The 26,886-nt window shown below is 33.9% G+C and carries 20 protein-coding genes; 2 read left to right on the top strand and 18 right to left on the bottom strand.

Annotated features, from left to right (window positions below; translation table 11 throughout):
* The 10 genes from IEV72_RS02155 to IEV72_RS02110 all read right to left on the bottom strand — a co-directional run.
* The coding region (locus IEV72_RS02155; protein WP_505891261.1) for a phage tail-like protein at window positions 1-212 on the bottom strand (212 nt) is incomplete at its 3' end.
* A 26-nt stretch (window positions 213-238) separates the two neighbouring features.
* Complete coding sequence (locus tag IEV72_RS02150; RefSeq protein ID WP_188457425.1) at window positions 239-847, bottom strand: phage tail-like protein; 609 nt, start codon at window positions 845-847, stop codon at window positions 239-241.
* A 644-nt stretch (window positions 848-1,491) separates the two neighbouring features.
* A complete protein-coding gene (locus tag IEV72_RS02145; protein ID WP_188457424.1) occupies window positions 1,492-3,312 on the bottom strand; it encodes a tetratricopeptide repeat protein in 1,821 nt (606 codons plus the stop codon).
* Between the two features lie 236 nt (window positions 3,313-3,548).
* Window positions 3,549-3,758: a hypothetical protein gene (locus IEV72_RS02140; protein ID WP_188457423.1), complete on the bottom strand. Its 210-nt coding sequence runs from the start codon at window positions 3,756-3,758 to the stop codon at window positions 3,549-3,551.
* A 7-nt stretch (window positions 3,759-3,765) separates the two neighbouring features.
* Entirely contained in the window at window positions 3,766-4,194 is a 429-nt protein-coding gene (locus IEV72_RS02135) for a T9SS type A sorting domain-containing protein (protein WP_188457422.1), read from the bottom strand.
* A gap of 5 nt (window positions 4,195-4,199) precedes the next feature.
* Entirely contained in the window at window positions 4,200-4,370 is a 171-nt protein-coding gene (locus IEV72_RS02130) for a phage tail-like protein (RefSeq protein WP_188457421.1), read from the bottom strand.
* A 45-nt stretch (window positions 4,371-4,415) separates the two neighbouring features.
* Window positions 4,416-5,219: a phage tail-like protein gene (locus tag IEV72_RS02125; protein ID WP_188457420.1), complete on the bottom strand. Its 804-nt coding sequence runs from the start codon at window positions 5,217-5,219 to the stop codon at window positions 4,416-4,418.
* Between the two features lie 23 nt (window positions 5,220-5,242).
* Complete coding sequence (locus IEV72_RS02120) at window positions 5,243-6,103, bottom strand: Lcl domain-containing protein (protein WP_188457419.1); 861 nt, start codon at window positions 6,101-6,103, stop codon at window positions 5,243-5,245.
* A gap of 413 nt (window positions 6,104-6,516) precedes the next feature.
* Window positions 6,517-7,410, bottom strand: a complete 894-nt coding sequence (locus IEV72_RS02115; protein ID WP_188457418.1) for a phage tail-like protein — start codon at window positions 7,408-7,410, stop codon at window positions 6,517-6,519.
* Between the two features lie 536 nt (window positions 7,411-7,946).
* Window positions 7,947-8,930 carry a phage tail-like protein gene (locus IEV72_RS02110; RefSeq protein ID WP_188457417.1) on the bottom strand — a complete coding sequence of 328 codons (984 nt, stop codon included), beginning with the start codon at window positions 8,928-8,930 and terminating at the stop codon, window positions 7,947-7,949.
* 240 nt (window positions 8,931-9,170) lie between these two features.
* On the opposite strand from IEV72_RS02110, the gene IEV72_RS02105 reads away from it, so the two are divergent.
* Window positions 9,171-10,307 carry a helix-turn-helix domain-containing protein gene (locus IEV72_RS02105; protein WP_188457416.1) on the top strand — a complete coding sequence of 379 codons (1,137 nt, stop codon included), beginning with the start codon at window positions 9,171-9,173 and terminating at the stop codon, window positions 10,305-10,307.
* A gap of 303 nt (window positions 10,308-10,610) precedes the next feature.
* On the opposite strand, the gene IEV72_RS02100 is transcribed toward IEV72_RS02105, so the two are convergent.
* From IEV72_RS02100 to IEV72_RS02065, 8 genes are all read right to left on the bottom strand, one after another.
* Window positions 10,611-10,820, bottom strand: a complete 210-nt coding sequence (locus IEV72_RS02100) for a hypothetical protein (protein WP_188457415.1) — start codon at window positions 10,818-10,820, stop codon at window positions 10,611-10,613.
* A 7-nt stretch (window positions 10,821-10,827) separates the two neighbouring features.
* Window positions 10,828-11,106 carry a T9SS type A sorting domain-containing protein gene (locus tag IEV72_RS02095; protein WP_188457414.1) on the bottom strand — a complete coding sequence of 93 codons (279 nt, stop codon included), beginning with the start codon at window positions 11,104-11,106 and terminating at the stop codon, window positions 10,828-10,830.
* A 108-nt stretch (window positions 11,107-11,214) separates the two neighbouring features.
* Entirely contained in the window at window positions 11,215-15,036 is a 3,822-nt protein-coding gene (locus tag IEV72_RS02090) for a T9SS type A sorting domain-containing protein (protein WP_188457413.1), read from the bottom strand.
* Between the two features lie 594 nt (window positions 15,037-15,630).
* Window positions 15,631-15,840 carry a hypothetical protein gene (locus tag IEV72_RS02085; protein ID WP_188457412.1) on the bottom strand — a complete coding sequence of 70 codons (210 nt, stop codon included), beginning with the start codon at window positions 15,838-15,840 and terminating at the stop codon, window positions 15,631-15,633.
* Window positions 15,841-15,902: 62 nt separating this feature from the next.
* A complete protein-coding gene (locus IEV72_RS02080) occupies window positions 15,903-21,242 on the bottom strand; it encodes a T9SS type A sorting domain-containing protein (protein ID WP_188457411.1) in 5,340 nt (1,779 codons plus the stop codon).
* A gap of 5 nt (window positions 21,243-21,247) precedes the next feature.
* Window positions 21,248-21,625: a hypothetical protein gene (locus IEV72_RS02075; protein ID WP_188457410.1), complete on the bottom strand. Its 378-nt coding sequence runs from the start codon at window positions 21,623-21,625 to the stop codon at window positions 21,248-21,250.
* A 500-nt stretch (window positions 21,626-22,125) separates the two neighbouring features.
* Entirely contained in the window at window positions 22,126-23,895 is a 1,770-nt protein-coding gene (locus IEV72_RS02070) for a tetratricopeptide repeat protein (RefSeq protein WP_188457409.1), read from the bottom strand.
* Between the two features lie 909 nt (window positions 23,896-24,804).
* Window positions 24,805-25,239, bottom strand: a complete 435-nt coding sequence (locus tag IEV72_RS02065) for a hypothetical protein (protein WP_188457408.1) — start codon at window positions 25,237-25,239, stop codon at window positions 24,805-24,807.
* Window positions 25,240-25,542: 303 nt separating this feature from the next.
* Here IEV72_RS02065 and IEV72_RS02060 point away from each other — a divergent pair, with 303 nt between their 5' ends.
* Complete coding sequence (locus tag IEV72_RS02060; RefSeq protein WP_188457407.1) at window positions 25,543-26,886, top strand: sigma-54-dependent transcriptional regulator; 1,344 nt, start codon at window positions 25,543-25,545, stop codon at window positions 26,884-26,886.

Genomic DNA, 26,886 nt, shown 5'->3' with positions numbered 1-26,886 from the left:
CGCGGTGGTAAAAAGCCTTTGTTGTTTGTTTCTACTTCTAAAATCGCTGAATCATCAGGTGATGTTGTTCCTATGCCTATTTGAGAGTTCATACTAGATACCCCTAAGAAAATATTCAATAGGATAAGGGTAATTGTTTTGTTCATTTTATTTCTATTTATTCGTTTAACACTAAATTTTATATTCATTTTTTCTTCTTTAACTTGTGACATCAACTTAACGACTTTATTTGAGCAGACTACAACAATTTAGCATAACTAATAGCTAGGAAGAGTTTTTTAACCACACCTCCGCACGGATCACCAAAAACGCCATTGCTTGCGCTTATCGAAAATGAATTATTACCTAAAGCAAGATTTTCAACTATGCTCTCGGAATTAGCTGCATGACAAGAACCTAGTTGATAATCACCGTTGCTTCCTGTTGGAGTTCCGTAACTCGCAAATGAAACTTCATTAAAAACATAACCTTCAGGAGCTTGTAAATTGATTGTTCCATTTTCATTTACTTCTGCGAATAGCGGTTTTATAATTTCTTCTTTGGTGCATAAATCAAACCAATGTAGTGCGTTAAAAACTTGAACACATTGCGAGCTGTAATTATAAATCATTAAACCATTTGCAGGGGTAGTTAACAAGTCTCTTTGCTCATTCGTTAAGCGCGGTGGTAAAAAACCACTGTTCGAACTTTGCAATTCTAAAATAGCTGAATCATCAGGTGATGTTGTTCCTATGCCTATTTGAGCATAGGAGTTGTTAAAGCCAAATAAAGCAATACATGATAAAGCTAACAGGCCTTTTGATACTTCCTTCGAAATAGTGCTGTTTTTTAATCGTTTTATTTTCATTTGATATTGATTTTTTAGGTTAATTTTTTTAGTACATGACGAAAATTTATTTACTGAAAATCAGTTTCATCCCGACCCTATCCCGTATAAATTAACTTCGTATTTCACGGAACAATAAGGCAGCATTATTTTCTTGATTTCACTCACCTAGAGCGGATAGGTGCAAAAAAATAAAGGGTTTCTTATTTTTTTGTCTTCTATTGAGAACAATTTTACATCATATAATTGGTTAATAGGAGATAGTCTATATAGATATTGTATAGACAAATTGAAAATTTAACTTATGTAACTAACTGAATATAAGGTTTTTTAAAGAAATGGGTGTTTCTGTCTATGTAATATCTATATGGCAATTCATTTAAACTATGCAATTAGATTTCATTGTATATCATAGCATGTAAGATTTTGATTTGTTAGTTTTAAGCTTTAATTTGTTTTTATTACATCGCAGTATCAAAAAGCACTTGTGGTTTTGTTCAAACACAAGTGTGTCTCGAGAAAAGTTTTTGTGCTTTTGTTCAAGTAATTTAATAATACCTAGTATTAGATAAAAATGGAATAATCAAACTCAGGTTATTAGTAAAATCTTTAGAACAATGAGACTAACTATTAAATTGTAAATTTTATTGGGCTTTTGTTTGCATTTAGGACTTATATAACTCTTTAGCAATAAACTCATACAAATCTAGTTCACTGCTAAGCTTCATTTTTTTAATAATTCTGTACTTTTTAGAAATAACGCTTTGATGAGTAATATTAAGAATGGTAGCTATTTCTTTATAAGTAAATTGAAGCTTAATAAAAGATAAGAAAAGCACATCATCTTTTGATAACTTAGGGAAAAATTCATAAATTTCTTCATTAAAATAAGGGTACAATCGCTCAAATTCAAATTTTAGCTTATTTAGCTCATCTTTTGGAGAAATCATACTTTTTACCGCTTCTATCTCATTAGATGTATCTTGGTCTATATATGGTATTTTATGGCTAATTTTAGCAATCTTTTTTTCTAGAGAGATATTTTCAAAGGATTTAGACAGCAATTCTTTTTTTTGCTGTTCAAGCAAGGCATCTTTTAAATTTAATAACTCGTTTTCTGCTCTTAATTTATCTTCTAAGGCTGTGGCTAATTTATTTTTATTCTTCAGCTGAATTCTGTACCTAAACATAAGACTTGTTAATAGAATACCAACGGCTAAAGAAAAACCTAAAACAGCAAGTGTTTTTCTTGTTTCGGATACCACCCGTTCTTTCAATATGGTATTGCGTTGATTAATAATTTCATTTTGGTATTTAGCTTGTAAGTCTTTAGCAATTTGAAAATTTTCTAATTTCTGAAGACTGTCTTTTAGCTGTATAGTAGCTTTGTAATAGGCTGAAGCTTCGTCAAACTTAAATAAGTTCTCATGAGCTTCACCTATATTTTTTTTGTATTCAATTAAATCGAGCACCCCAAATTTTCTTAAATCTTTTACTTCAACCGTTTTAGATAAATTTACTATTTCATCAAAAGAATTATTTTTACTTAAAAAATTAAGGTATTCATTAACTGTCTTCAAGTAATTATCTTGGTGTTGATCAAAACTCGCTAATGATTTTTCATAGCACTTTTTAGCCTTATTGTTTTGGTTGATAGATGCATAATAGTTAGCTTCTGTAAGTTTTAAAAAAGCGTATAATTCATCATTTTTAAAATCCTTGAGTGCTTTTTTAGCTTCTCCTATATAACCAAATGCTTCATTAGTTTTGTCAAGTTTTATAAGTGCATTGGCGTAATTTAGGAAGGTAGAAATATTAGCATCTTTGTAAGGACTTTCATTAAAATAACCAATAATTTCTTGATAAATATTTTCAGCGAAAGCATAGTTGCCTAATAAACCATACAAATTAGCTGTTTTCTGTTTTTCAAAAGCTATACTTTTAGCATTGGGTTGTTTTTTTTTGTTTTCTGTTTCAATAGATTTTAAACTATATTCTACTGCTAGATTGTAGTTGTTTAGTGCTCTATAGCACGATGACATTTCACTATAGATTTTTTGAAGAGCATCTAGATTGTTTGTAGATGAAGCCACCTCTAAGGCTTCTAATAATAAGTTTAAAGCTTTTTGATAATCTCCTTTCTTTTTGTAAGTAATAGCAAGGTTATTTACCAGCTTAGGATAAAAATCATCTTCTTTAGGAATAATTTTTAAGGCGTTTTGAAAGTAATAAACTGCCGAATCTAATTCGTTTTGAACTCCATAATATACACCTTTCAGTGAGAGATTTCTACTTTGGTTACCGGGTCGAAGAAGCTTGTTTTGCTTGTTCAGAGAATCAATTTTATTAAGTGCATTTTCAGGGTCTGAAAAAATAAGCTCAAAAGCTTCATCCTGTCTTTCCTTTAAGACACTATCTTGTGCAAAACAAGCAAAACTTAAAAAAATACTTATTAAAAATGAAAAAATAATTTTTAATAATTCCATATTTGTGTAATAAATATTCTACAAATATAGTTAAATGAATTACCTAAGCAACTAAAATCTTATTCACATTAAGTGTTACACTATTATCTTTGCCTTAATAACTCAAGTTTTTTTCAAGCTGAATTTGTTCTTGAAGTACGAAGATGATGTTTACAAGAATTATAGCAATAGCTAGATATAAAATATAGGATACCACATCGAGCTTATTGATTTTTTTTAATCGCTTCAACATGCTTTTATGCTTTTATTTTTTTAGTACCAAAATAGCTACCTAAAACTAATCCAACATATATTAAGATGTTAATCGGTGCTTCGGGCACATCGTTTACATTGTCGTTATCAAAATCGAATACATCTTCTAAACTCTGTGCTTGTGCTTCCGGCATGAGTACTAACATGAAAAGTAAGCTAATTGCGATACCTAATTTTATATTTAATTTCTGCATGATCTCTTTATTTTTTAATTAATTCTTGGGTATAGCTATTGTCTTCTTGGTCGGTAAGCTGTACAATGTACACTCCAGAGGCTAAATGGCCTAAGCTTAAGCGCAAGTTGTTATTACTCATTGCTTCTGCTTTAAATTGCATTTGTTGTCCTAGCATGTTGTAAACAGCTACATTTGCTTTGTCTGTTAAGGCTAAGTTGTTTTGTAGTTGCACTACACCTACCGCTGGGTTAGGGTAGAGGCTAAACAACTTTTTGTCCACATCTTCCATGCTCATGGTTTCTGCATCAAACTTTAAGAAAAAACGTTGACTATCTAGCGATTCCACCACATTGGCATCCACACTAAAGTGATACGCTTCTCCATCTGTTAACAAAGTCTCCGTACCTAAATACGTATTTACCATATATACCTGCACATCACCTAAGTTACTCAAGTTAGCTACAAAGCTGTAGTCTTGATTACGTCAGTTAGCTGGGGAGGCAAAAAGCCTTTATTTGTGCTTTCTACATCTAAAATAGCAGAAGCATCTGGGATTGTTGTGCCATTACCTACCTGGGCGTTGGTGGTGCTCAAGCCTAAGAAGGCGAGCGAAAATAGAGTGAAAATCATTTTTTCCATTTTAAACTATTGAAATTGATAACACCTATTCAATAATTAAAATGATCTAATAGCTCTCACTCTATAAGTACCATCTCTCCAAGTATCTTGTTGAAGGCCGTTATCAAAACGTTGAATATATGCTGCATTCCAGGATATTGTCCCTGAAGATTCAGATGAGGACCAATAAAACCAGTTTGCAAACCCACCAATGAGATTCTTGTTATTATACATTAAATTTAATTCGTCTTTACTAGGTAAATACCAATCATTAAACCCACTGCCGTTATAGGCGCTTGCAATACTTGCAGCATAATTCTCAGGGGGGGTGCCTTGTGCAGAAATTATTGCATTTGTATTTGATAATCCGGTTCCGATGGCTGTTTCAGAAGCATTTGTTTGTACATATTGTTGATCAAACCGATTCCATCTTATCCCTTCACTTTGATCAGATGTTGAAGCTATAAGTCCGTGGACTACATTAGGGTCATAACCTTGATCACCTGGCTGTAATACATAAAATATAATTCCACCTTCATAATTCATCCCTATTGCAGGAGATGTAACAACTTGTCCACTACAAGCACTTATCCAATCATCATCACTGTTATAAAACTCCAAACATTTGTTGCTGGTGTTGTAAATGGTTAATCCCTCAGCTGGGCTAGAAATGTCATCCCGTTCTGCGGTGGTCATCCGAGGCGGTAAAAAGCCTTTGGTGTTGCTTTGCAATTCTATGCTTGCAGAGGCATCTGGGGTTGTTGTTCCAATCCCTACTTGTGCTATACTCAGATTAAGTGAGAATAGGATTATAAAAATAGAAATTACTTGTTTTTTCAAGTTAAAATATGTTGTAGTCATAAGTTTGTTTTTTTATGTTCACTTTATAAAGCTCTTATACACCGCACTCTGCCAAGATTTGACTTACTATTACCTAATTGAAAGTTGAAAGAAAAATATCTACTTCTAGAAAAAATATTAGTACTTTCTGTAGAACTCCAATACGGTTTAGAATCGCTACCTGTAAAAAAAATACTACCACCATTCGATGTAGCAGTATTATTAATTAATGATCTCATGGAATACATTTTATTTAGTTCATCTCTAGACGGAAGGTACCAATCGCCATAAGTTACCCCACTTGTAGTAACAGAATAATCGGCACAAACTTTTGCTGCAAAATTGCCTGTTTGGTTATCTGCCATTTGAGTAGCTACTATCATAGCAGTATTCATTGCACCTGCATACAATCCGTCTCCAATTGAACCAGTATATCTATCTGTTCCGTTGTTCCATTGTATTCCTGTGCTTTGGTCTTCTTTTGCAGCTACCAAACCATGTTGCCCAGTTTCATCTACCCAAAAAACGATACCACCCTGGGCAAAGTCGCCTAAGGAGTAGGTGGTTGGTTCTTTTGCCATAGCTCTCCAAACATCATTTGATGCATCGTAATAGTGATAGCCTGTTTTGGTAATGTTGGCCGTTTCTGTTTCCGTAGAAGCGGAGGAAACATCATTGATATACACAATTACTCCATCTTGGTCGGACCCATAGGCCGAAATTTTAGCATCTAATTCAGCAAGCGTTAGCATTGGAGCGCGAACCCCGTCTGCGGTAGTTGTCGTTGTGGGTTCACCTTCTATTTGTAAGGTGGTTTTTGGGTCTATTGTTCCAATCCCTACTTGGGCTAATCCTGTATTTAAACTTATAAGTACTAATATTAAAGTGAAGAGGGTATTTTTCATTTTCATCTTTGTTTTATTTAGTTATTTAGAATAAGCTCTGATTTATTGTTTTGACAAAAATAAAGAAGCACTCATTTTTTTATTCTTATTTGAATGATTAGTAGTATCAAAAAGCTATTTTGACACTACTTTTCTTTGTTTTGGGTTTAATTTTGGGAAGGAGAATAACTTCTGCCATTAATGAACAGATTAATAGGTTTTTTTTGTTGTGCACCAATTCAGGGAATTTGGTTAGTTAACTCAAGACTTCAGATGAGGTCTATTTTCCCTGAATGGTGACTAACAATAGTGTTGTTTATTTATTTTAATTTCGGTTGTTGGTTTTCGGTTGTTGGTTTTCTGTTGTCTGTTTGCGTATTTCAATTCTAATTTCTCACATCTCATTTCTTACTACTTTGTACTTATTACTATTCTCAATCCTTAAGGCATCGCACGGAAAGACCGTTAGCACGGTTGCGGGAACCCATACTGCCACCAGAACCTTTGAAGCCGAGACGCCTGGCATCTGCGCCTGAAACGGTACTACACCAATAGCGGCCGAAGAAGCCAACATAGAAGAAACCACCATTAAGGCGGCGACGGCTGCCTGCTACGGGCAACTTAAGCGGCGAGGCATAAGCGCCGGCTGCGTTGTTACTGCTCCAACTTAAACGTTCTGCATTTAATTCGGCTTCGGAAGGCACTCGGTAACCTGTAGGGCAGGGGTTATTTGCACTGTTTACGCCTTGCCATAAATTATCTACCCCAGATACAGATGGATCTACCCAATTATTAGCACCGCTATCGCGTAAAATAAATTCACCATCCCAAGCATTAGCTGGATCATTATTAAAATTGGAAACCCCATCGGTTGATAGAACAGCACTGTAAGTTGGTGAGTTCCGCTTTTCATGTCCATCGGCTGTTCTTCCCCATTGGTACAGGTCGCCGTAAGCATCTGCATCATCTAAAGCAATGGCTACTTGGGTAGCTCCCAAGTTACGGTCCATCCATATTTTCCCAGTTTGAGGATTAACTACATCATTAGCACCAACAACAGCACAAAGGTTACGCCAGCCTAAACCAACATATACATTTAAACACTTTTGATCCGTATTATAAATCGTTAGTCCCTCAGCGGGATTTACTATATTATCATCTCGCTGTGCAGTAGTTAGACGGGGAGGTAAAAAGCCTTTTTCGGTGCTTTGTAATTCAAGTTCAGCTGATTCGTCTGGGATTGTTGTACCTATTCCTACCTGGGCTAATCCTAGATTTAAACTTATTAGAACTACTACTAAGGTGAAGAAGGTATTTTTCATTTTCATCTTTGTTTTTATTTTGTTATTTAGAATAAACTCTGATTTATTGTTTTGACAAAAATAAAGAAGCACTCATTTTTTTATTCTTATTTGAATGATTAGTAGTATCAAAAAGCTATTTTGACACTACTTTTCTTTGTTTTGGGTTTAATTTTGGGAAGGAGAATAACTTCTGCTATTAATGAACAGATTAATAGGTTTCTTTTGTTGTGCACCAGACCAGGGAATTTGGTTAGTTAATTTACCCCACATTAAAGCATTTTCCTGAATGGTGTCTAACAATATTATTGTTTATTCATTTTAATTTCTGTTGTCTGTTGTCGGTTGTCGGTTGACGGTTGTTGGTTTTCTGTTGTCTGTTGTCGGTTTTCTTCCCGAATCGCACTGCTCTCGGGATTCATTCCCTAAGCTGTCTAAATAGACAGAGTGGGCATGCAATTACGCAATTAAAAATTGCTATTTCATTGAAGTTTCCTGTTTGCGTATTTCAATTCTTATTTCTAACTTGATTGTACTTAATTCTTAGAACTTACTAAGTAACTCTAGTTTTTAATGCATCGGACGGAGCCAGCGGTAGCACGTTGTACCCAGCTACCAGCGAAAAAAGTATCACCGAAGGTTGTAATCCGATAATAGTTGCCGAAGGGGTTAACGGTAATAGTCCAATGGAAGCCGTAATTGCCAACACCGTCAAACACACCACCATAGTATTCTAAACGGCGGCCTGCTAAGGTCAAGGCTAGGTCTGAATTAAAGGCATCAGTTGCATTAGACCAACTTCCATCATCACTTTCTGCTTGCCATTCAGCTTCTGTTGGTACTCGGTAGCCATCAGGGCAAGGGTTGTTGGTGCCGCCTGCACTTGTCCATAGTGTGTTGTCTGGATTGTCCTGATGCCAATCATAGGGGAAATCCGTGTTATAAATAAATTTACCCGCAAAGGTTGGGTCGGTCACATCTGCTGCTGTAGCTGGAAGCGTTGCATTATCTTGACCCGCATCAAAACAGTCACCGGTAGTACAATCTAATAATCGTGATTCATGCCCATCCGAATTACGACCCCACTGGTAGAGATTACCATACGCCCAGCAATCTGTAGATGACCTCGCTTTATTATAAGCGCCTAGGTTTCTGTCCATCCATGTCTTACCAGTATTTGGGTTGGTCACGTCCTTCACCATGGTTTCATCTGCTGTTAAAAAGGGAGGTATAAATCCAGGGGTGCTACAGTCTGATAAGGCCCCTGGTATATAGCCGTTGCATCCATCATACCATTTTGCCCCATCGTACCACTGTAAACACTTTTGATCCGTATTATAAATCGTTAGTCCCTCAGCGGGATTTACTATATTATCATCTCGCTGTGCAGTAGTTAGACGGGGAGGTAAAAAGCCTTTGTCATTAAAATTAACATCTAAACCAGCTGAGGCATCGGGATTGGTGGTTCCTATTCCCACTTGGGCTTGTAATGCGCTTAAACTTATTAAAATCAAGACTAGGCTCAATAATTTGTTTTTCTTATTCATTTAACTTTTATCAGTGTTACTAAATTTCCATTTTTTATCGTGAAAACTTTACCGTTTCCAATTTTTAATATCAAACTTCTTTTTTATAATTCTTCCAACTCAACATCATCTAAATATATTTAAATACAATTTTAAGCTATCTTCGTAAATTATTTACTACAAAACAGTTTCTGTAAGTGTCAAAAGGCTATTATGAAACTAATTTGATTGGTTTATTTGCTTAAATTGAATATTACGTTTATGATTATAGATTTAATTTACTTTTTAAATATTGTTTTATCCTTTATCGTTGGATTTTATTTGTTTTTTCAGTTACAGCCATTACACCATAAACTACATACTAACGCATTAGCCCTTTACTTTGTGCTAAATGCATTTTGTTTTAGCTTCTATTTGCTCATTAAGTATGAGTATATTTTATATGTTCCATACCTCTATAAAATCCCTGCGCCCATAACTTATTTAATAGCCCCATTTGCTTATTTTCATTTGCGTTTTATCATTTCTAAAAACACCCAAATTAAGTTATTTGATTGGCTTCACTTTACTCCATTTATCTTATTTCTAATTTCTTATCTAAAGTTTTATTTTATAGGTATAGAAGAAAAAGAAGCTTACGTAAGCTTAATAATTTCAGACTTTAGTTTAACCTATACAGATAATATAGGTATTATACCCGAATATGTCAACAGTATTGGCAGGCTTGTACATCCTTTCTTTTATCTGGTGTTACAATGGTTTTTAATTTTTTCTGCTGATGCTAAGGCATTAAAACAAAAAGACAAAAAATTATATAAGTGGGGGTTTAATTTTACCTTGCTTCAAACTATTTTTACTTTGAGTCTTTTTATTACGATATTTACTTTGCCTGGAATTTCTGAAGAAGCCCAAGATTCTTTTTTAAATAAACTACCTGCAATTCTTACTATAGGTTTCTTTTTTACCTTAAGTATTTACCTTTTATGGAAGCAAGATATCTTATTAAAGCTAAAATATTTTAAAGCAGAAGATCCAAATGACGAAATTGAAAAAACAAACAAATTATCTGAACTTACAAAAGTTGTTGAAGAGCAGGCTTATTTTATTGATGTAGATTTAACCATTACCAAATTGTCAGGTTTACTTCAACTTAGTCAACAAGAATTATCAAGCTTAATCAATTCTGAGTACTCAAGTTACAATGAATGGATTAACGAAATTAGAATTAACTATAGTATTACACTACTAACTCCCGATTTTTTGAATACTTATGGGATCGAATACCTTGCTACAAAATCTGGGTTTAAATCAAAAAACACCTTTTATCGTTCGTTTAAAAGAATGACCAATACTACTCCAACCAAGTTTGTTCAATCAATTCATACTGAAAAAGAATAGAAGTAGGTTAATCCCATTAACCAAATATCAAGGATTAAATATGCTTTTCTCAAATTCTTTATTTGATTTTTTCAACTATTTTTTGCTAAAAAAACCACCCTTACTTGCGTAAAAGGTGGTTTTAAAAATAACTCACAATACTATCTTTACATCCCTTGCCTTAATAACTCAAGTTATTTTTCAAGCTGAATTTGTTCTTGAAGAACGAAGATAATGTTTACAAGAATTATAGCAATAGCTAGGTATAAAATATAGGATATGACATTTAGCTTACTGATTCTTTTTAACCGTTTTAGCATGGCTTTATGCTTTTATTTTTTTAATACCAAAATAGCTACCTAAAACTAATCCGGCATATATTAACATGTTAATCGGTGCTTCGGGCACATCGTTTACATTGTCGTTATCAAAATCGAATACATCTTCTAAACTCTGTGCTTGTGCTTCAGGCATGAGTACTAATATGAAAAGTAAGCTAATTGCGATACCTAATTTTATATTTAATTTCTGCATGATCTCTTTACTTTTTAATTAATTCTTGGGTGTAGCTATTGCCTTCTTGGTCGGTAAGTTGTACAATGTATAAACCAGACTCTAAATGGCATAAGCTTAAGCGCAAGTTGCTTTTTAGTTGCACTACACCTACCGCTGGGTTAGGGTAGAGGCTAAACAACTTTTTGCCCACATCTTCCATGCTCATGGTTTCTGTATCAAACTTTAGGGAAAAATGTAAAGCATTTACCGATTCCGCCACATTGGCATCTATGCTAAAGTGATACGCTTCGCCATCTGTTAACAATATTCAAACCATGCTATTGAGTAAAATGAAATTTATAGCGGATTTAAAAGCATTTATGAAGCTTAAATATCAATTCTGTATTTTTGTCTGCCTACAATTATATTTTTATTACTTAATAATCACTTTTGCATTAGTAATCTGTTGTATCTCATCTTCTACTTCTATTATATACACACCTGATTCCAACATACCTAAATCTATAGTGTAGTTAGCTGAACTTATTTTATTTTCTTGAAGTATTAATTTGCCATCTAAGCTGTAAACGCTTACTCGCTCAAAGTTTGTTGAACTCTGTATATTCAAAACCCCTTCGCTTGGATTTGGGTACACCTGAAGCTCTTTTTTATTAAAAACAATGTCGCTAAGGTTATCTAAACCAAAGCTTAAACTAAATCGATTGTAAGCTGTACTTGCATTTATACTAGGGTCTATTGAAAAATTAACAGTGGTAATTCCATCACTTAATACATGAGTTTCATTTAAATAATGATCTACTAAATAGGCTTCTGTATTGGCAGGTAGATTTTCAATGATAGCTTTAAATACGTAATTTGTATTTTGGTATTGACTGATAAACAAACCTAAGTTTTCTCCATGTATCGGTAAATTACGTTCTTCTATGGCTAATAAGGTGCTACCATGTAGACGTGCGAGATTTTCATCTAAATTATTGGGTTTTGGAGCATCATTTGTATCAATTGCATTGTTTCTATGCTCTTTAAAGCGAATTAAAAAGGCATCGCGAGAAGTACTGTTTTGATTAAAGGAGCTTTCGTCATACAATAGCAAATTTAGTTTAAAGTCTGTATCTCCATTAAATACCTGATTGGGGTTTTGGCTTGTAGCTTTATCCTCTTCATTAAAAACAATACTCGGGGTACCTGTACCATCAGCGTAAAAGAAAACTGCTTGTTTGGGTTGTAGGAACTTATTTATTTCTGAGTCTGTATTGGTGGTATTGTTCAGCAAATCTACTACCACAAAAGCCCCACGACCACCAGGCTCGCCAACTACTGGCGTACCTCCTAAAGTAGGGTCCCAAGCAGTTACAAAAGTCTTTATATGTGATGTGCTAGGATTTTGATAAACTGAAGCTAAATCTACTATACTTTGGTAAGGGTTACCAATTAAAATAAAATGTTCTTCTTCATTACTAAACCCAGTATCGCTATAGGTTATTTCACCTATACTTAAGACACCATTTTCACGCAAAATGGTGTTGCTTGGCGGAGAATCATTAATGCTAACATCTATAGCTCTAGAGCCACGCAGCATTAACCGGTAAGGATTTCCTGCCACAAGATTTGTACTATTGGTATTAGTTACAGGCACCCATGCACCTTGACTATTATCAAACTCAAACAAGGATGGATTACCCGAAGGCTGCCAATCAAATCCGTTAAACCCATCATTGGTTCCAGGTACTGGATTTTCTTCTCCTATTCCGGTAATGTGTGTACCAAATCCAGGATGTGGGTCATTGTCCCAAGCAGCAGCATCTTCTTGCCAATTTTCCCGAATGCTAGTGGAGGTTGTTAAACTAGGTGATAGCAATCTAAAGGCTCGTCTAGCGGGGTAATATTTTTCTGACACAATATCTCCTGTACCTGAAATGTTTCCTGTAAATTCATCAAAATAACTATCGCCTGTGACATCACTTTTAAAAGTGATTTGACCGTTGTTGGTGATATTACGATTGACTTTTAGTGTTTTATCAGGATTAATTGTTAGGTCTGCATTGCTTTGAATTTCCAAATTATTTACTTCAACATCGTTTGATACTATTGGCATATTGGGGGCAGTACCTAAAATAAGCACATCATCTGAATTTATTGGAGGATTATCTTCCAACCAGTTACTGGCAATATTCCACTGCGAGTCTGTTTCGCCGGACCACTTGATAGGACTCCAAGTCCTAAAACTCCAGGTATCAGAGGTGGCATTAATTGAGCCGTCGTCGTCCGTAGCGTACCATTCGTAGTACGTTAATTCATCTAAGCCTTCCCAGGTGTGGGTTGCATCTGTACCACTATCAACGTTGGGGACGCTGGCAATCAGTTCGCCCGTGCTGCTCAATGAATATGAATAAGCTCTTTCGGCGTCTCTTCCGACGTAATACAACTGAGTTCCTGTTGGTTTAAAGAAGAGACTGTGGGCGTCTCCGTGGTCAAGGTCTATTGAAACATTATCGGGTGTAGCTGTGGATAAATCCCAAGCAGTACTTAGACTAAACCGATGTAGTTGGTTACTGCCATCGCCGAGCTCATATATTTTATCTCCATCTGGATGGAAAAATAGGCCTGTTGAAGATGCATCCTGAGTGGAAATACTCACATTACTGTAGATTGCTGTGCTGATGTCCCAGGCCGTTGAGAGTTCGTACTCATAGATATCGCTATTACTTAGCTCATACAGCATCGTTCCATCTGGACTGAAATAGATGTCTTCTGGGTCAGAACTCTGTGTAGATATAGTTGCATTGATATTTTGTATGTTGACCGTACTGATTTCGCCACCGTCCATATCCATCCAATGAATTTCACCATCGGCTTTTTCAAGTTCGTAATAGTTTTCTCCATCTGGACTTACGAAGAGATCGCTGGAATTGGCATTCACATTTGCCTGGCTATACTGAAACACAGCAGTAGACAGGTCCCATGGTGTAGTGAGTGAGAATTGATAAACTTCTTCATCACTGTAGCCCATGACGTACATGGTCACTCCGTCTGCGCTGAAGTGAATACCTTCTGGTCCGGTGTCTTGTGTGTCAATTTCGATTTCATCATAGCTTGCTGTTCCTATATCCCATCCACTAACTTGGTAGAACTCCACGTTGATAGTGTTCCCTGAGGAGCTGGTGACTGTCACATCGAGCTCTGGGGGTGTTGAAACACCTGTACTGCCGTCCGCTGGACTGTTTAGTGTGAACTGAAGCTCATAGGATACAACTTTATCCAAATAGGGATATCCGTTGTTAATCGAACCAGCGATGTTCCATATATCTTCAATCGCCGAGTCATTATTGGGATTATCTACAAAATCCCAGGCCGAAGTTAGTCCTGTTGTGTTGGTTTCATCTGTAAAGGTAGCAACATTTTTCATTTCGTTAGTGGTTTTGCCTGAACCAGCGCCCGATGATGATTGTCCTGATGTCTGTGTATCCCAGAAACTATTCTCGTTTATGGCGTCGCCGCCGTCCTCTCTTCCAGTGAGACCACCTACGGCCGAGCCCACACCTGCCTGGTCTACAACACCGAAGCTGTAAGATTTCTTAATGCTTGCATTACTGTTATCCCCAACCAGACCTCCAATCTTCTCTTGGTTACCCTGGCTACCGGCGATAACCTCTGTACCGCTGTAGCTATTTTCTATCTTCCCCGTTCCATCGTTGTGACCCACTAGGCCACCGGTTCGCTCTCCACCATCAACAACCCCTGTTGTGAAGCTGTTCTCGACCAGCCCATTGTTTTTACCTGCTAAGCCTCCCATCTGATTTTGCCCAGTGAGGTCTATGTTCGTTACACCGAGGTTGGTCACTTCGCCGCCATCACCGATGTAGCCGAAGAGTCCGTTTAGGGTAGAGTTAGAGCGGTCTATAAACAATCCGTCGATGGTATTTCCCTGCCCATCATAGGAGCCAGTGAAATTGGTACTGCTGTTACCTATAGGAAAGAATCCGTTGCCATTGTTATAAAAATCTCCATCAGTTTCAAAGTCGGTAACATCAAAGGCGATATCTTCCGTTTGCTCATAAACGGCATCCCATTCAGTAGATGAATTTTGCGAAAGCCAATGTAAATTATCCTTAGTAGCAATTTTATATGGGTCACCACTGCTTCCTGAACCATTTGGCTGGTCACCTTGTGACATAACTGTTCCTGTACTCATTAGCATAAGGCTTAAAAGAGTAAATATTAGTTTTTTAATCATAATTGCTCTGTTTTAGTTTTTCTAAAAAGTAGACTTAATTTTACAAGGGTACAAATAAATACACTGGTTTACTGTCTATTAACACAGTTATGCTAAACAATTAGCATAATCTTTTGTAGGTTTAATATGAAGATAGTATCAATAGAAAGCACTAACTCTTTAGAAAAAGACAAAAACATTTTGTTGACTAACGAAAAAAGTTCAACAAAAATTTATGAGAGTTTAAAAACTTTGTCGAATTCAAGTTTAATAAAATAATCAATGGTTTACCCTCTGCTTTTCTTCCGTTTATACTCATTGAGAAATAGCCTTTTCAGCTTCAGTTTTAGCAAAAAAACATAAAAATATACTTAAAGAAATGATTTACTAGTAAAAAAACACCACCTTAGTTGAAAAGTGATGTTTTTTGATAGATTTAACAAGAATTATACTCTTTTTTACATGTTTTCCTTCATTAACTCAAGCTCTTTTTCAAGCTGAATTTGTTCTTGAAGAACGAAGATAATGTTTACAAGAATTATAGCAATTGCCAGATATAAAATATATAATAAAATATCGAGCTTATTGATTCTTTTTAACCGTTTCAGCATGCTTTTATGCTTTTATTTTTTTAATGCCAAAATAGCTTCCTAAAACTAATCCAACATATATTAACATGTTAATCGGTGCTTCTGGTACATTGTTAATATTATCGTTATTAAAATTGAGTGCTAATTTTAAACTTTGAGCATGGGTTTCGCGCAAGAGTATTAATATTATAACTAACGAAACTAAAATAACCAATTTTACATGTATTTTGTTCATTAGTACTTTAAGTTAAACATACCTATCTCTTATTTTATAAAATAAGAGATAGGTATGTTTTTTTATTTCTTAATTAACTTTTTAGTTAGAATATTTCCTGATTCATCCTTTAGTCTTACCATATATAATCCAGCAGGAAGTTCTGCAATATGGATTATTTGTTCTCGACTGGACTTAATAAGTTTACCATTTAAGTCGAAAATCATGACTTCAGAAATAGTAACTCCTTCAGTTTCAATTGTAACTTGGTTTGATGCTGGATTTGGATACAAACTCACCATACTAGCCTTGAATTCTGATATACTTAAAGTATCTACTACAATAACTTTTACTGTATAATCTATGGTATTACCATTTATATCTTCTGCTGTAAGAATTACTGTGTACGCACCAACCTCTGTAAAGGTATTCTCACTTAAGCTAAATTGAATCTCAGTTGGGCTAGAACAATTATCTTCATAACTTTCAACAACGTCTAATGCTGTAATACTTATGGATGCTTCACCTACAAGATCTAAAACTATATCTGAGGTAACAACATCTGGAGAAAGATTATCTTCTACAGTGACTATACCTGTAGCTTCTGCTTCATTACCTTCTGTGTCTGTTACCGTAAGCGTTACCGTGTTTGCTCCAACATTAGAACAATCAAATGCGAAAGTATCTAAGCTTAAACTTTCTACACCACAATTGTCTGTACTACCGTTGTCAATCTGATCAGCCGTAATAGTAGCTTCACCATTGGCATCAAGCTCTACTGTAATGTCCTGAGTTAATGCTATAGGTGCAAAATTATCTTGAACAGTTACAATTGCTTCAGCAGTTGCTAAATTTCCATTCGCATCTGTTACCGTAAGCGTTACTGTGTTAGCCCCAACATTAGAACAATCGAATGCAAAAGTATCTAAGCTTAAACTTTCTACACCACAATTGTCTGTACTCCCATTGTCAATCTGATCAGTAGTAATTGTAGCTTCACCATTGGCATCAAGTTCTACTGTAATGTCTTGAGTTAACGCTATAGGTGCAAAATTATCTTGAACAGTAACGGTAGCTTCAGCAGTAGCAAAATTACCATCTGCATCTGTTACCGTAAGCGTTACCGTGTTTACGCCGATGTTAGAACAATCGAATGCAAAAGTATCTAGGCTTAAACTTTCTACACCACAATTGTCTGTACTTCCGTTGTCAATCTGATCAGCCGTAATAGTAGCTTCACCATTGGCATCAAGATCTACTGTAATGTCTTGCGTTAATGCTACAGGTGCAATATTATCTTGAACAGTTACAGTTGCTTCAGCAGTTGCTAAATTTCCATTTGCATCTGTTACCGTAAGCGTTACCGTGTTTACGCCGATGTTAGAACAATCGAATGCAAAATTATCTAAGCTTAAACTTTCTACACCACAATTGTCGTTACTACCATTGTCAATCTGATCAGCCGTAATAGTAGCTTCACCATTGGCATCAAGTTCTAGTGTAATGTCTTGAGTTAATGCTATAGGTGCAATATTATCTTGAACAGTAACAGTTGCTTCAGCGGTAGCAAAATCACCATTTGCATCTGTTACCGTAAGCGTTACCGTGTTTACGCCGATGTTAGAACAATCGAATGCAAAATTATCTAAGCTTAAACTTTCTACACCACAATTGTCGTTACTACCATTGTCAATCTGATCAGCCGTAATAGTAGCTTCACCATTGGTATCAAGTTCTAGTGTAATGTCTTGAGTTAATGCTATAGGTGCAATATTATCTTGAACAGTAACAGTTGCTTCAGCGGTAGCAAAATCACCATTTGCATCTGTTACCGTAAGCGTTACCGTGTTAGCCCCAACATTAGAACAATCGAATGCAATAGTATCTAAGCTTAAACTTTCTACACCACAATTGTCTGTACTTCCGTTGTCAATCTGATCAGCAGTAATTGTAGCTTCACCATTGGCATCAAGCTCTATTGTTATGTCTTGAGTTAACGCTATAGGTGCAATATTATCTTGAACAGTAACAGTAGCTTCAGCGGTAGCAAAATCACCATTTGCATCTGTTACCGTAAGCGTTACCGTGTTAGCCCCAACATTAGAACAATCGAATGCAATAGTATCTAGGCTTAAACTTTCTACGCCACAATTGTCTGTACTTCCGTTGTCAATCTGATCAGCCGTAATAGTAGCTTCACCATTGGCATCAAGATTTACTGTAATGTCTTGCGTTAATACTTCTGGTAAAGTATTATCTTCTACAGTTACCGTAGCGGTTTGTGAAGCAGAATTACCATTTACATCAGTTACTGTAAGAGTTACTTCGTTGTCTCCAATATTAGAACAGTCAAATGAAGTAACATCTAAAGTTAATGCATCAATGGAACAATCATCATTACTTCCGTTATCAATTTGATTTGGTAAAATACTTGCGGTACCATTTATATCTAATTCAACAGTGATATCTTGTGTGATTACTGTTGGAGCAATATTATCTTCGACTGTTATACTTCTTGTAATTACCGTCTGATTTCCATTTACATCGGTTACTCTAAATAAGTAATCAAAGGTATTTCCAACATCAGCACAAGATAAATTTATGCGGTCGTCATAGCCTGAATCAGGATTGCCGTCGCTATCTTCATCTCTTGCCAAATCAATAACATCTATACCGCAATTGTCACTACTACCATCGTTAACATAGCCAGGAAGAAAGGCATAAAGTCCATTATTCCAATTATAGCTGTCTAATACAAAATCGGTAGCACTAGCTATTGGTGCTTCGTTATCTATAAACTCTACATCAAAACTAGTTTGGAAAGTTGTACCGAGTTCATCTTCTACAGTTAAAGTAACAGTAGCAGTTCCTGTTTGGTCTAGCTCAGGTGTCATTGTGATGGTACGAGTAGCTCCTGTTGCAGAAATATCAAACACATTTAAGAGCGCAGTATTGCTTGAACTTGCTGTTAAAACTAAATCATCGGCTGCTGTTTCGGTATCTGAAATGGTTACGTTAACTACAGCATCTGTGTTGGGGCAATTTTCAGTAATATCTGCTACAGGATCTATAACAGGAACTGAATTAGGTTCTATGGTAACAACTTTAATATCGCTTAATTGCACACAGGACTCATCACTTAAGCCACCGTACTCAACAACATAACCATCTATTGCGGCAGCATCAAAAGGATAATCATTCCAATTACCTTGTGTTCTAAAGTGAGCATAATCTTCTCCACCAGCATCATTGGGCTCACCTGTATTCCAATTGCTATATTCACCGCCAACAGGACTACCAGAGCCTGTTCCTTGCCAAAATTGCGTACCGGCTTCAGGTCCAGTAACCCAACGCCATTGGCCTTCGGTTGCTGCATCACTTGCACCTATCCAGCCTTGTCCGGCTAATTTAGCTACAATAAAATCATTTTCAGCTTGGCTGGTTACTGTAGCTAGATAGCCAGGTAAACCATATAAATTTAAATCACTTGCTGCTGTTTCAGCATCTTGCCAGGTAATTCCCGGAGCTGCAACAAATTCATAAAAATGACCATTATCTTCTAGCGGTTGTGCGCTACCTAAACTAAATTCTATCTCACGATTAGTCAAGTCGGTACTGGTTGTACTAAACTCAACCGATTGTAAAATAGCTTGTGCTTCTGCATCAGTCATACTACCCGATATACTTAACACACCAGTTGTTGAGTTAAATGTACTTGTAACTCCAGCTGGTAAGGTTGCCCCTACTTCTAGGTTATCTCCAGATTGTAAATTATTAATGCTTACTCTCAATTCAGTGATGGATTGATCTTGAATTATTGTGATACCTGAATCAACTACATAAGGTAAACCAGTGTTAAAAGCTGATGTAGTACCAGTAGTTGCTGTTATTGAAGCGCTTGGATTTAAGACGATCACAAAGCTTTCTGTTGCAGATTCTCCTTCGCTATCAGTCGCTGTAACGGTAATGCTTGTTGAACCAGACGCACCATCAACAGAAACATAAGTTAATTGATAATCTGACCCCGTATTAGAAATTGTTAAGTCACTGTCTTGAATTAATGCCGTATTAGATGATGTTGCCACCACTGTAAGTGGTGTTTCTGGAAACTCATCATTAACTGTAAAGTCTATTGGGGTAAAAGAATCTCCAACACAAAAACTTAAATCTTCTATTGTTGAAATAGTGGGAGTGTCGTTTGCTAGGGTTGTGAAATCATTTGAAGAAATATCTGTGTATGCTGTTGTCCCATTATCATCATATTCTGTCACGAAATACAAAGTGTAATTTGTACCAGATTCTAAGTCTGAAATATTAAATAATTCTGGTGTATTTATAGCTAAAGCAGCATTATCAGAATTTACTACCGTGACGCCATTATAATCTTGAGCTGCAATAATCTGACTTATAGAAGGTGGTGTTGATCCCTGGGGAACCACAATATAATAACCTGTGGAAGGTGTATCAGTCTCAGCTGTAAAATCAGCAGTAGCATACGAAATATTACTAATTGAGCCAGAAGCTTCTGCAACTGCACCTATGATATCATCTATTTCGGCTAATGTCCCAGCAGCATAATACCATTTTAAGGAATCAGATTCTCCAGGAGCCAAATCATTAAACCTCACATACATTGCATAAGAGCCATCAGCGAAATTTGTAGAAACCGGTGCACCTATAGGGTTTAAACCCGTAGAGTTAGTAAAACTACAGCAACTCGCGAAAGTTGTATAAGCTTCTTCAGAGTCACTGTAGAACAAGACAGATTCAGTATTTGTGTATACTTGTATAGCCTTCGACTGTTCAGACGTACTTGAAATCTCCTGAAATTCACCGTCAACAATATTGCCCCTTTTTTTGAGTGGTGTATCAACTTGACCAACCCAATCATCACGTGTGCCAACCCAAGTTCTCAAGTTCTCTAAGTTAGAAGAACTTGTGTTTATTATTGTAGTGGTTACTTCTATAAAACCATCATCTTGTGGTAGATTATACGATTGTTCGATTTGAAAGGTTTTACCATTAATAGTAATATCACCTGTGGAAACTATTGTCCCATAACCAGCTGATGCGTTAGCAGATGTGTTTCCACTTGGACTAGTTGATAATGCTGTCCACCCTGAATAGTCTATTACTTGGTTGGACAATGTTGGATTAACTCTTTTATCCCCATTCCTATTCCAATCATCAGTACCATCACCACCTTCAGCAACTTCAATATCTAAAGGATAAGAAGAGTATGTTAATTTATACCAATTAGAGACATCACCATTAAAATAAAAGGGTTGTTGTAAATTTCCTAAAGTGTTAACCGAATTTTCTTGCCCTGTACCAAACCTTAACCTACCATTGTCAAGTACGTTTTGAGAGTACATTGCAATTGAATTGACAAGGATAAATAAGAAGAGTATATTTTTTTTCATAGTTACTATTTTTTGATTGATTTATACGTATTCATATCATAAAGGAGATATTTAAATTCTTCTTTTTTATTATTGCTAACAATGGCATATCTAATTCTCCCAATATTTCCCTCAATATCTAAAGTGTGAAACAATAAATATGAACTATGATTTATTGTTTCATTTTTTGTAATGACTTTAAAATTTTTAACATACCCCTGTTGTATAAATCCTAAGTCAACCCCATGATTAAGAATCACGGTTTCATTAAGATTTTGGTGCTTATAAAAAAGGTTAAATAACTCAGCCATTTTTTGATCATTCTCTGTTTTGTCTTCAAAGGACTGAGAATACGAAGCAAAACTTGTAATAAAGATTAATAAAGTAAATAGTTTGTTTTTCATGTTTAAAAATTTAAGATTTGTAATTATTGAAGGTGTAGTAAATTAGTTGTATTATACATTCTTTTCTTCAAAAGAGTTTTGATGATATTTGTGTTTCAAATATTTTTATTGATAATTAGAGACATTGTTGGTTTAATTATATTTACAAACAAATCAAACTATTTACATTGCGTAATACAATATTTAACTATAGACAAAGTTCTACAAAACACAAATTAAACAACATTTAAATATCTGAATATCAATATTATAAAATATTAATGATTCTGAAATCATTCTTGTCTATATACTGTCTATATCTATTTTAGTCTAATGAAGCCGACATCACAAATAATGGATTGCCTATTTACTATGAGATAAGTGGATGATTACATATTATGCACTCAACGAATTTGTATATTTAAATGAACTGAGGTTTATAAAAAAGCAATATGAAGAGAAGCAGAATATTTTACTTAAAAGTTTTAAAAGTGAAATGACACGCAATTAATAGCCAAGACTTACAATTTTTTTTCTACAAATTCGTAAAAATCTTCATTGTTATCAAGGTTCATCTTTTTAGCAATTCTATACTTTTTAGTAATTGCGCTTTTATGTGTAATATTTAGTATGTTGGCAATTTCTTTATAGGTAAACTTCAGTTTTACAAACGATAAAAATAGGGCATCATTTTTATTTAATTTGGGGTACATCTTTTTAATGTCTTGATAAAAATTAGGGTAAACTCTTTCAAATTCGTAACGTAATTTATCAATTTCATGTTTTGGTGATATAAATTGGTCAACATCATTTAGCCTTTGTTTAACCATCTCATTTTCAGCACCCATATTTTTTTTAATAAACTGAATGTCTTTATTCAGTTTATTAATTTCAAACGAACGAGATAATAATTCTTTTTTTTGTTCTTTGAGCAAAGCATCCTTAATTTCAATAAGTTTTTCTTCGGCTTTTATTTTTTGATCAGACAATTCTTGGTGCTTTTTGGCGGCTTTTACTCTATTTTTATAGCGGATAAGCAATATTGAGAAAATGATTATTAAAGAGATGCTAGTTATTAAAACAATAAGATTAGTTTTGCCTTGGATTATATTTTCTTGCTGTAATAAGTTATTTTTCTGACTTAAGATCTTATTCTGGTACTTGGCTTGTAAATCTTTAGCAATTGCAAAATTATTTTGTTGGCTTAAACTATCTGAATAGCGAATTTTGTTTTTGTAATGGTACAATGATGTTTGATAATCACCTGTTTTTTCGAAAGCCAAGCCAAGTACTCCATGGTAATCAACTAGGTCTTGAAACCCCACCTGCATATTGTCTATCTTTTTATCACTATTTACAAAATCTATTAACTTGTCAAATTTATTTTGTGCTTGTAGAAAACTTAAATATTCATTTAATGTTTTGGGATAATTGTCTAGGTGATTCTCAAAATTCGATAAGGCTATTTCGAAACAGCTTTCAGCTTTGCTAAGCTCTCCCGTTTTTTTGTAATACAAGGCATAGGTTAACTTATAAAAAGCAAATAGTTCTTTATTCTTAAAATTTACTAATTCATTTTTTGCTTTTGTTAAAAGTACTTTCGCCTTATCAAATTCACTTACATTAATTAAGCTTGCTGCGTAGTTTATGTAAGTAGAAATTCTGGAATCTGTATAAATGGCATTTTCAAAATAAGGTAAGATTTCTTCATAAAGCTGAATAGCAAAAACATTATTATCAAGTGCTCTATATAGATTGGCTAACTTTTGTTTTTCATTATTTAGTGCGTAAGCATCAACTGTATATTTAGTATTTATGATTTCAATTGCTTGTAAGCTATATTTTACGGCTAGATTGTATTTTTCTAAACTTCTGTAAACAGACGATAATTCACTGTATATTTTGGATTTTGCATCTTTATTATCTCGCGAATTTGCAATTTGCAAAGCTGCATCAAGTGTTTCAATTGCTTTTATATATTCTCCTTTTTTCTTGTGGACAATGCTTAGATTATTTAATAATTTCGGGTAGAATTGATGATCCTTAGGTGTTAACTCAATAGCCTTATTAAAATAAACAGCAGCAGAATCCAATTGGTTCTTTACCGCGTAATAAACCCCTTTATTTGAAAAGTTTTTGCCTTGTTTAAAGTCAAGATTGTTTTTGTTGGCTTCAATGAGAGAATCAATGATTACAATAGCCTTATCTTGATTGGTGAATATGAGTTGAAAGGCTTCTTCTTGTTTCTGTTTTAATAAATTTTGCTGGCCTAATATAGTGCCAGAACACATACACAGAATTAAAAAATAAAAATTTGGAGAATTTTTATAAAATGGAATTGAAAACATATAGTTTGAAGTTAATTCAGCTGTACTTGATTAGTATATAATATTCAATATCTTATTTCACTAGCGAGCGATTAAAAGTAGTTTAAATTCTACAATACACCTACTCAAGTATCAATGTTTTATAGAAATTATTTATAACCATATCTTTTACAGGGGTTTTATCAAATATATTGATGCTTAAAATTTGAAATATTGTGCAAGTTTTCTTTAAGATTTAAGTTAACTTCCACTAATAACCAATAAATAGTAAGCGATAATTGCACAATAAATTTGAATTTTACTTCATGTGAATTTTGACTACAGTAGAACTTTGCTTTAAGATGTTGTTTTATCTACGTAAAAACAGTTTATTTTTCCAACTTTCTTTAAGAGTTTCAATATTTTATCTTTTATAAAATTCAATACTATTTTGGATAACTCGTGTTTTTTATTTTCAAAACAATAAAAGCTGGTTTTAGCAGCACTTATTATGTATATTAAAAATTCCAGACTTATTAAATAATAAGCCTGGAATTAAAAAGCTAAAAAGATAAATAGGGGTACGCTTATAATTATTGTTTTATTGTTTTACTTTTTTTTATTTCTTTCCATTCGTTTATTTTCTTTATATTTTTATAATCTATATATATAAGCCTTCCAAAAGCCAAAACAAAAAATGATAGTAGAAAGTAAATCATAAATATAATTTATATAAATTAATAAAGACTGTGCAAAATTGTTTCAAAATCCATTCCTTAGCATAATTAAATGGTAAACAGACACTTATACATTTAATTAATTCTATATTTTAGAATTTTCTCCAAGATGTAGATTAAAAAATTAATCAATTTCTTAAATTGATGTTATTGCATTTTATATATAATATTCAATAGGCATTACTTTTCTAAGTATGGGCATTAATGCCATTTTGTGTAAAGGCTTATTTATAAAATGTACCTTTTTAAAATTAGATAAATAATTTTCTATAATATTTTGATTGAGCTTTCTGTCAATGATTACTGCATACTGCATGATGTGATTAAATTTTTTATTAATTTCTTGTAATCTTAAACACATGCTATGTTGGTCTTCTATACTTATTGTACTTAGGTTTAGCACTATTAATGCTGTTTTATTTAAGTCTATTGTATTTAAAGTTAATGCTTGTTTTGCCAATGCATAGCTTACAAAGGCTTGCACTTCAACTCCCAAGGTTTTTGGAAGTATTTTTTTATGCGACTTAACAAAAAAATCATCGTCACTTACCAACCAAATTTTATATTCATTCTTTAGAGGCTTATATCTCATCTACATTATTTTTATCAAGCTGGATATACTATTATAAACCTTTGAGTTGTGATTTTAAAGCTTGTATTTGCTTTGTCAATAATTTAATTTTATAGATTTACTAAATAGTTTTTTTTTATTATAAAATGAAATTTATTTAAAAAATGAAAAGAGCAATTTTAATTCCTTAATTACAAATGCTTCGAAATCATAAGCTTACCCAGGTATGAAAAAAAGAAAAAATCTAAATTTTATAAACACATTCTATTTTTTAGAATTTAATTAGATTTGTGCTTCTAATTTTGTTTTAATAAAACACACAAAATGGCTTATACAATTTTCGTTATAGATGATGATCCATGGTCTTCGAAAAAAATCCGTCACATCTTAAACATGAATCCCGATCATGATGTTGTTTTATTTGATGACCCTTATCAACTTTTAAACAATCTCCAACAACAACCAGATTTAATCTGTGTAGATTTTTTAATGCCTAAAATGAATGGAAAACAACTGATAAATGAAATTTTAAAGCAAAACCCCAACCAAGATATTTTAGTTGTTAGCGGACAAGAAAATATACCCACTGTTGTAGACTTACTAAAAATTGGCGTAAAAGACTATATTGTAAAAACAGAAGATTTAAAAAATGCGATCTGGAAGTCTCTTGAAAATATAAAAGAAAAAAGGCAACTTAAAGATGAAATAAAAACTTTAAAATCTCAAGTAAAAAAGCAAAATGTAGAAAACACCAATATTATTGGAGAAAATATAGATATTAAAATATTAAAAGAGAATATTAAAAAAGCCGCTACAACTAATATTAATATTCATATTACTGGCGAAACTGGAACTGGGAAAGAAATGGTTGCGCACAGTATTTATAAAAATGCCAAGCAAATTACTGGCGAGTTTATTTCTATCAATGTTTCGGCTATTCCTTCAAACCTTATAGAAAGTGAACTATTTGGTTATGAAAAAGGATCATTTACAGGCGCTACAAAATCTAAAGAAGGTTTATTTGAAAAAGCCCATAAAGGAATCCTTTTTTTAGATGAAATTGCTGAATTAAATTTTGAATTGCAATCTAAATTACTAAGGGCCCTAGAAGAAAGAAAGATTAGAAGAATTGGAGGAAGCAAATTAATACCTGTAGACTTTAAGCTAATTACGGCTACTCATAAAGATTTAAGAACTGAAATTGAAAACGGAACTTTTAGAGAAGATTTATTTTATAGAATTTATGGTTTTCCAATTCATCTACCGCCGCTCAGAGAGCGCAAATCTGATATTAAAATACTTACTCAGCATTTTATTGATAATTTCGCTAAGCAAAACAATAAAAAAACACCCAACATTACTTCAGGTGCCATTAAAAAATTAGAATCATATTCCTTCCCAGGCAATATTAGGGAACTTAAATCTACGGTAGAATTAGCCTTTGTCTTGTGCGAAAATTATACTATTGAAAAAGACGACATAAGGATCCACAATAAAATAAAAACCACTATTGCAGAAGAAAAAACCTTAAACGAACATACTAATGAAATTGTACAATATTATCTAGAGAAGTATCATTTTAATGTGAAAAAAGTAGCAAAACTATTAGATATTGGCGTTTCAACAATATACCATTTGGCCAAACAAAATAGAATTAAATTAAAGTAG

It is taken from the genome of Psychroflexus planctonicus (genome assembly GCF_014640195.1).
In the GTDB taxonomy this organism is placed as follows: domain Bacteria; phylum Bacteroidota; class Bacteroidia; order Flavobacteriales; family Flavobacteriaceae; genus Psychroflexus; species Psychroflexus planctonicus.
This window is presented reverse-complemented; position numbering and strand designations above follow the sequence as displayed.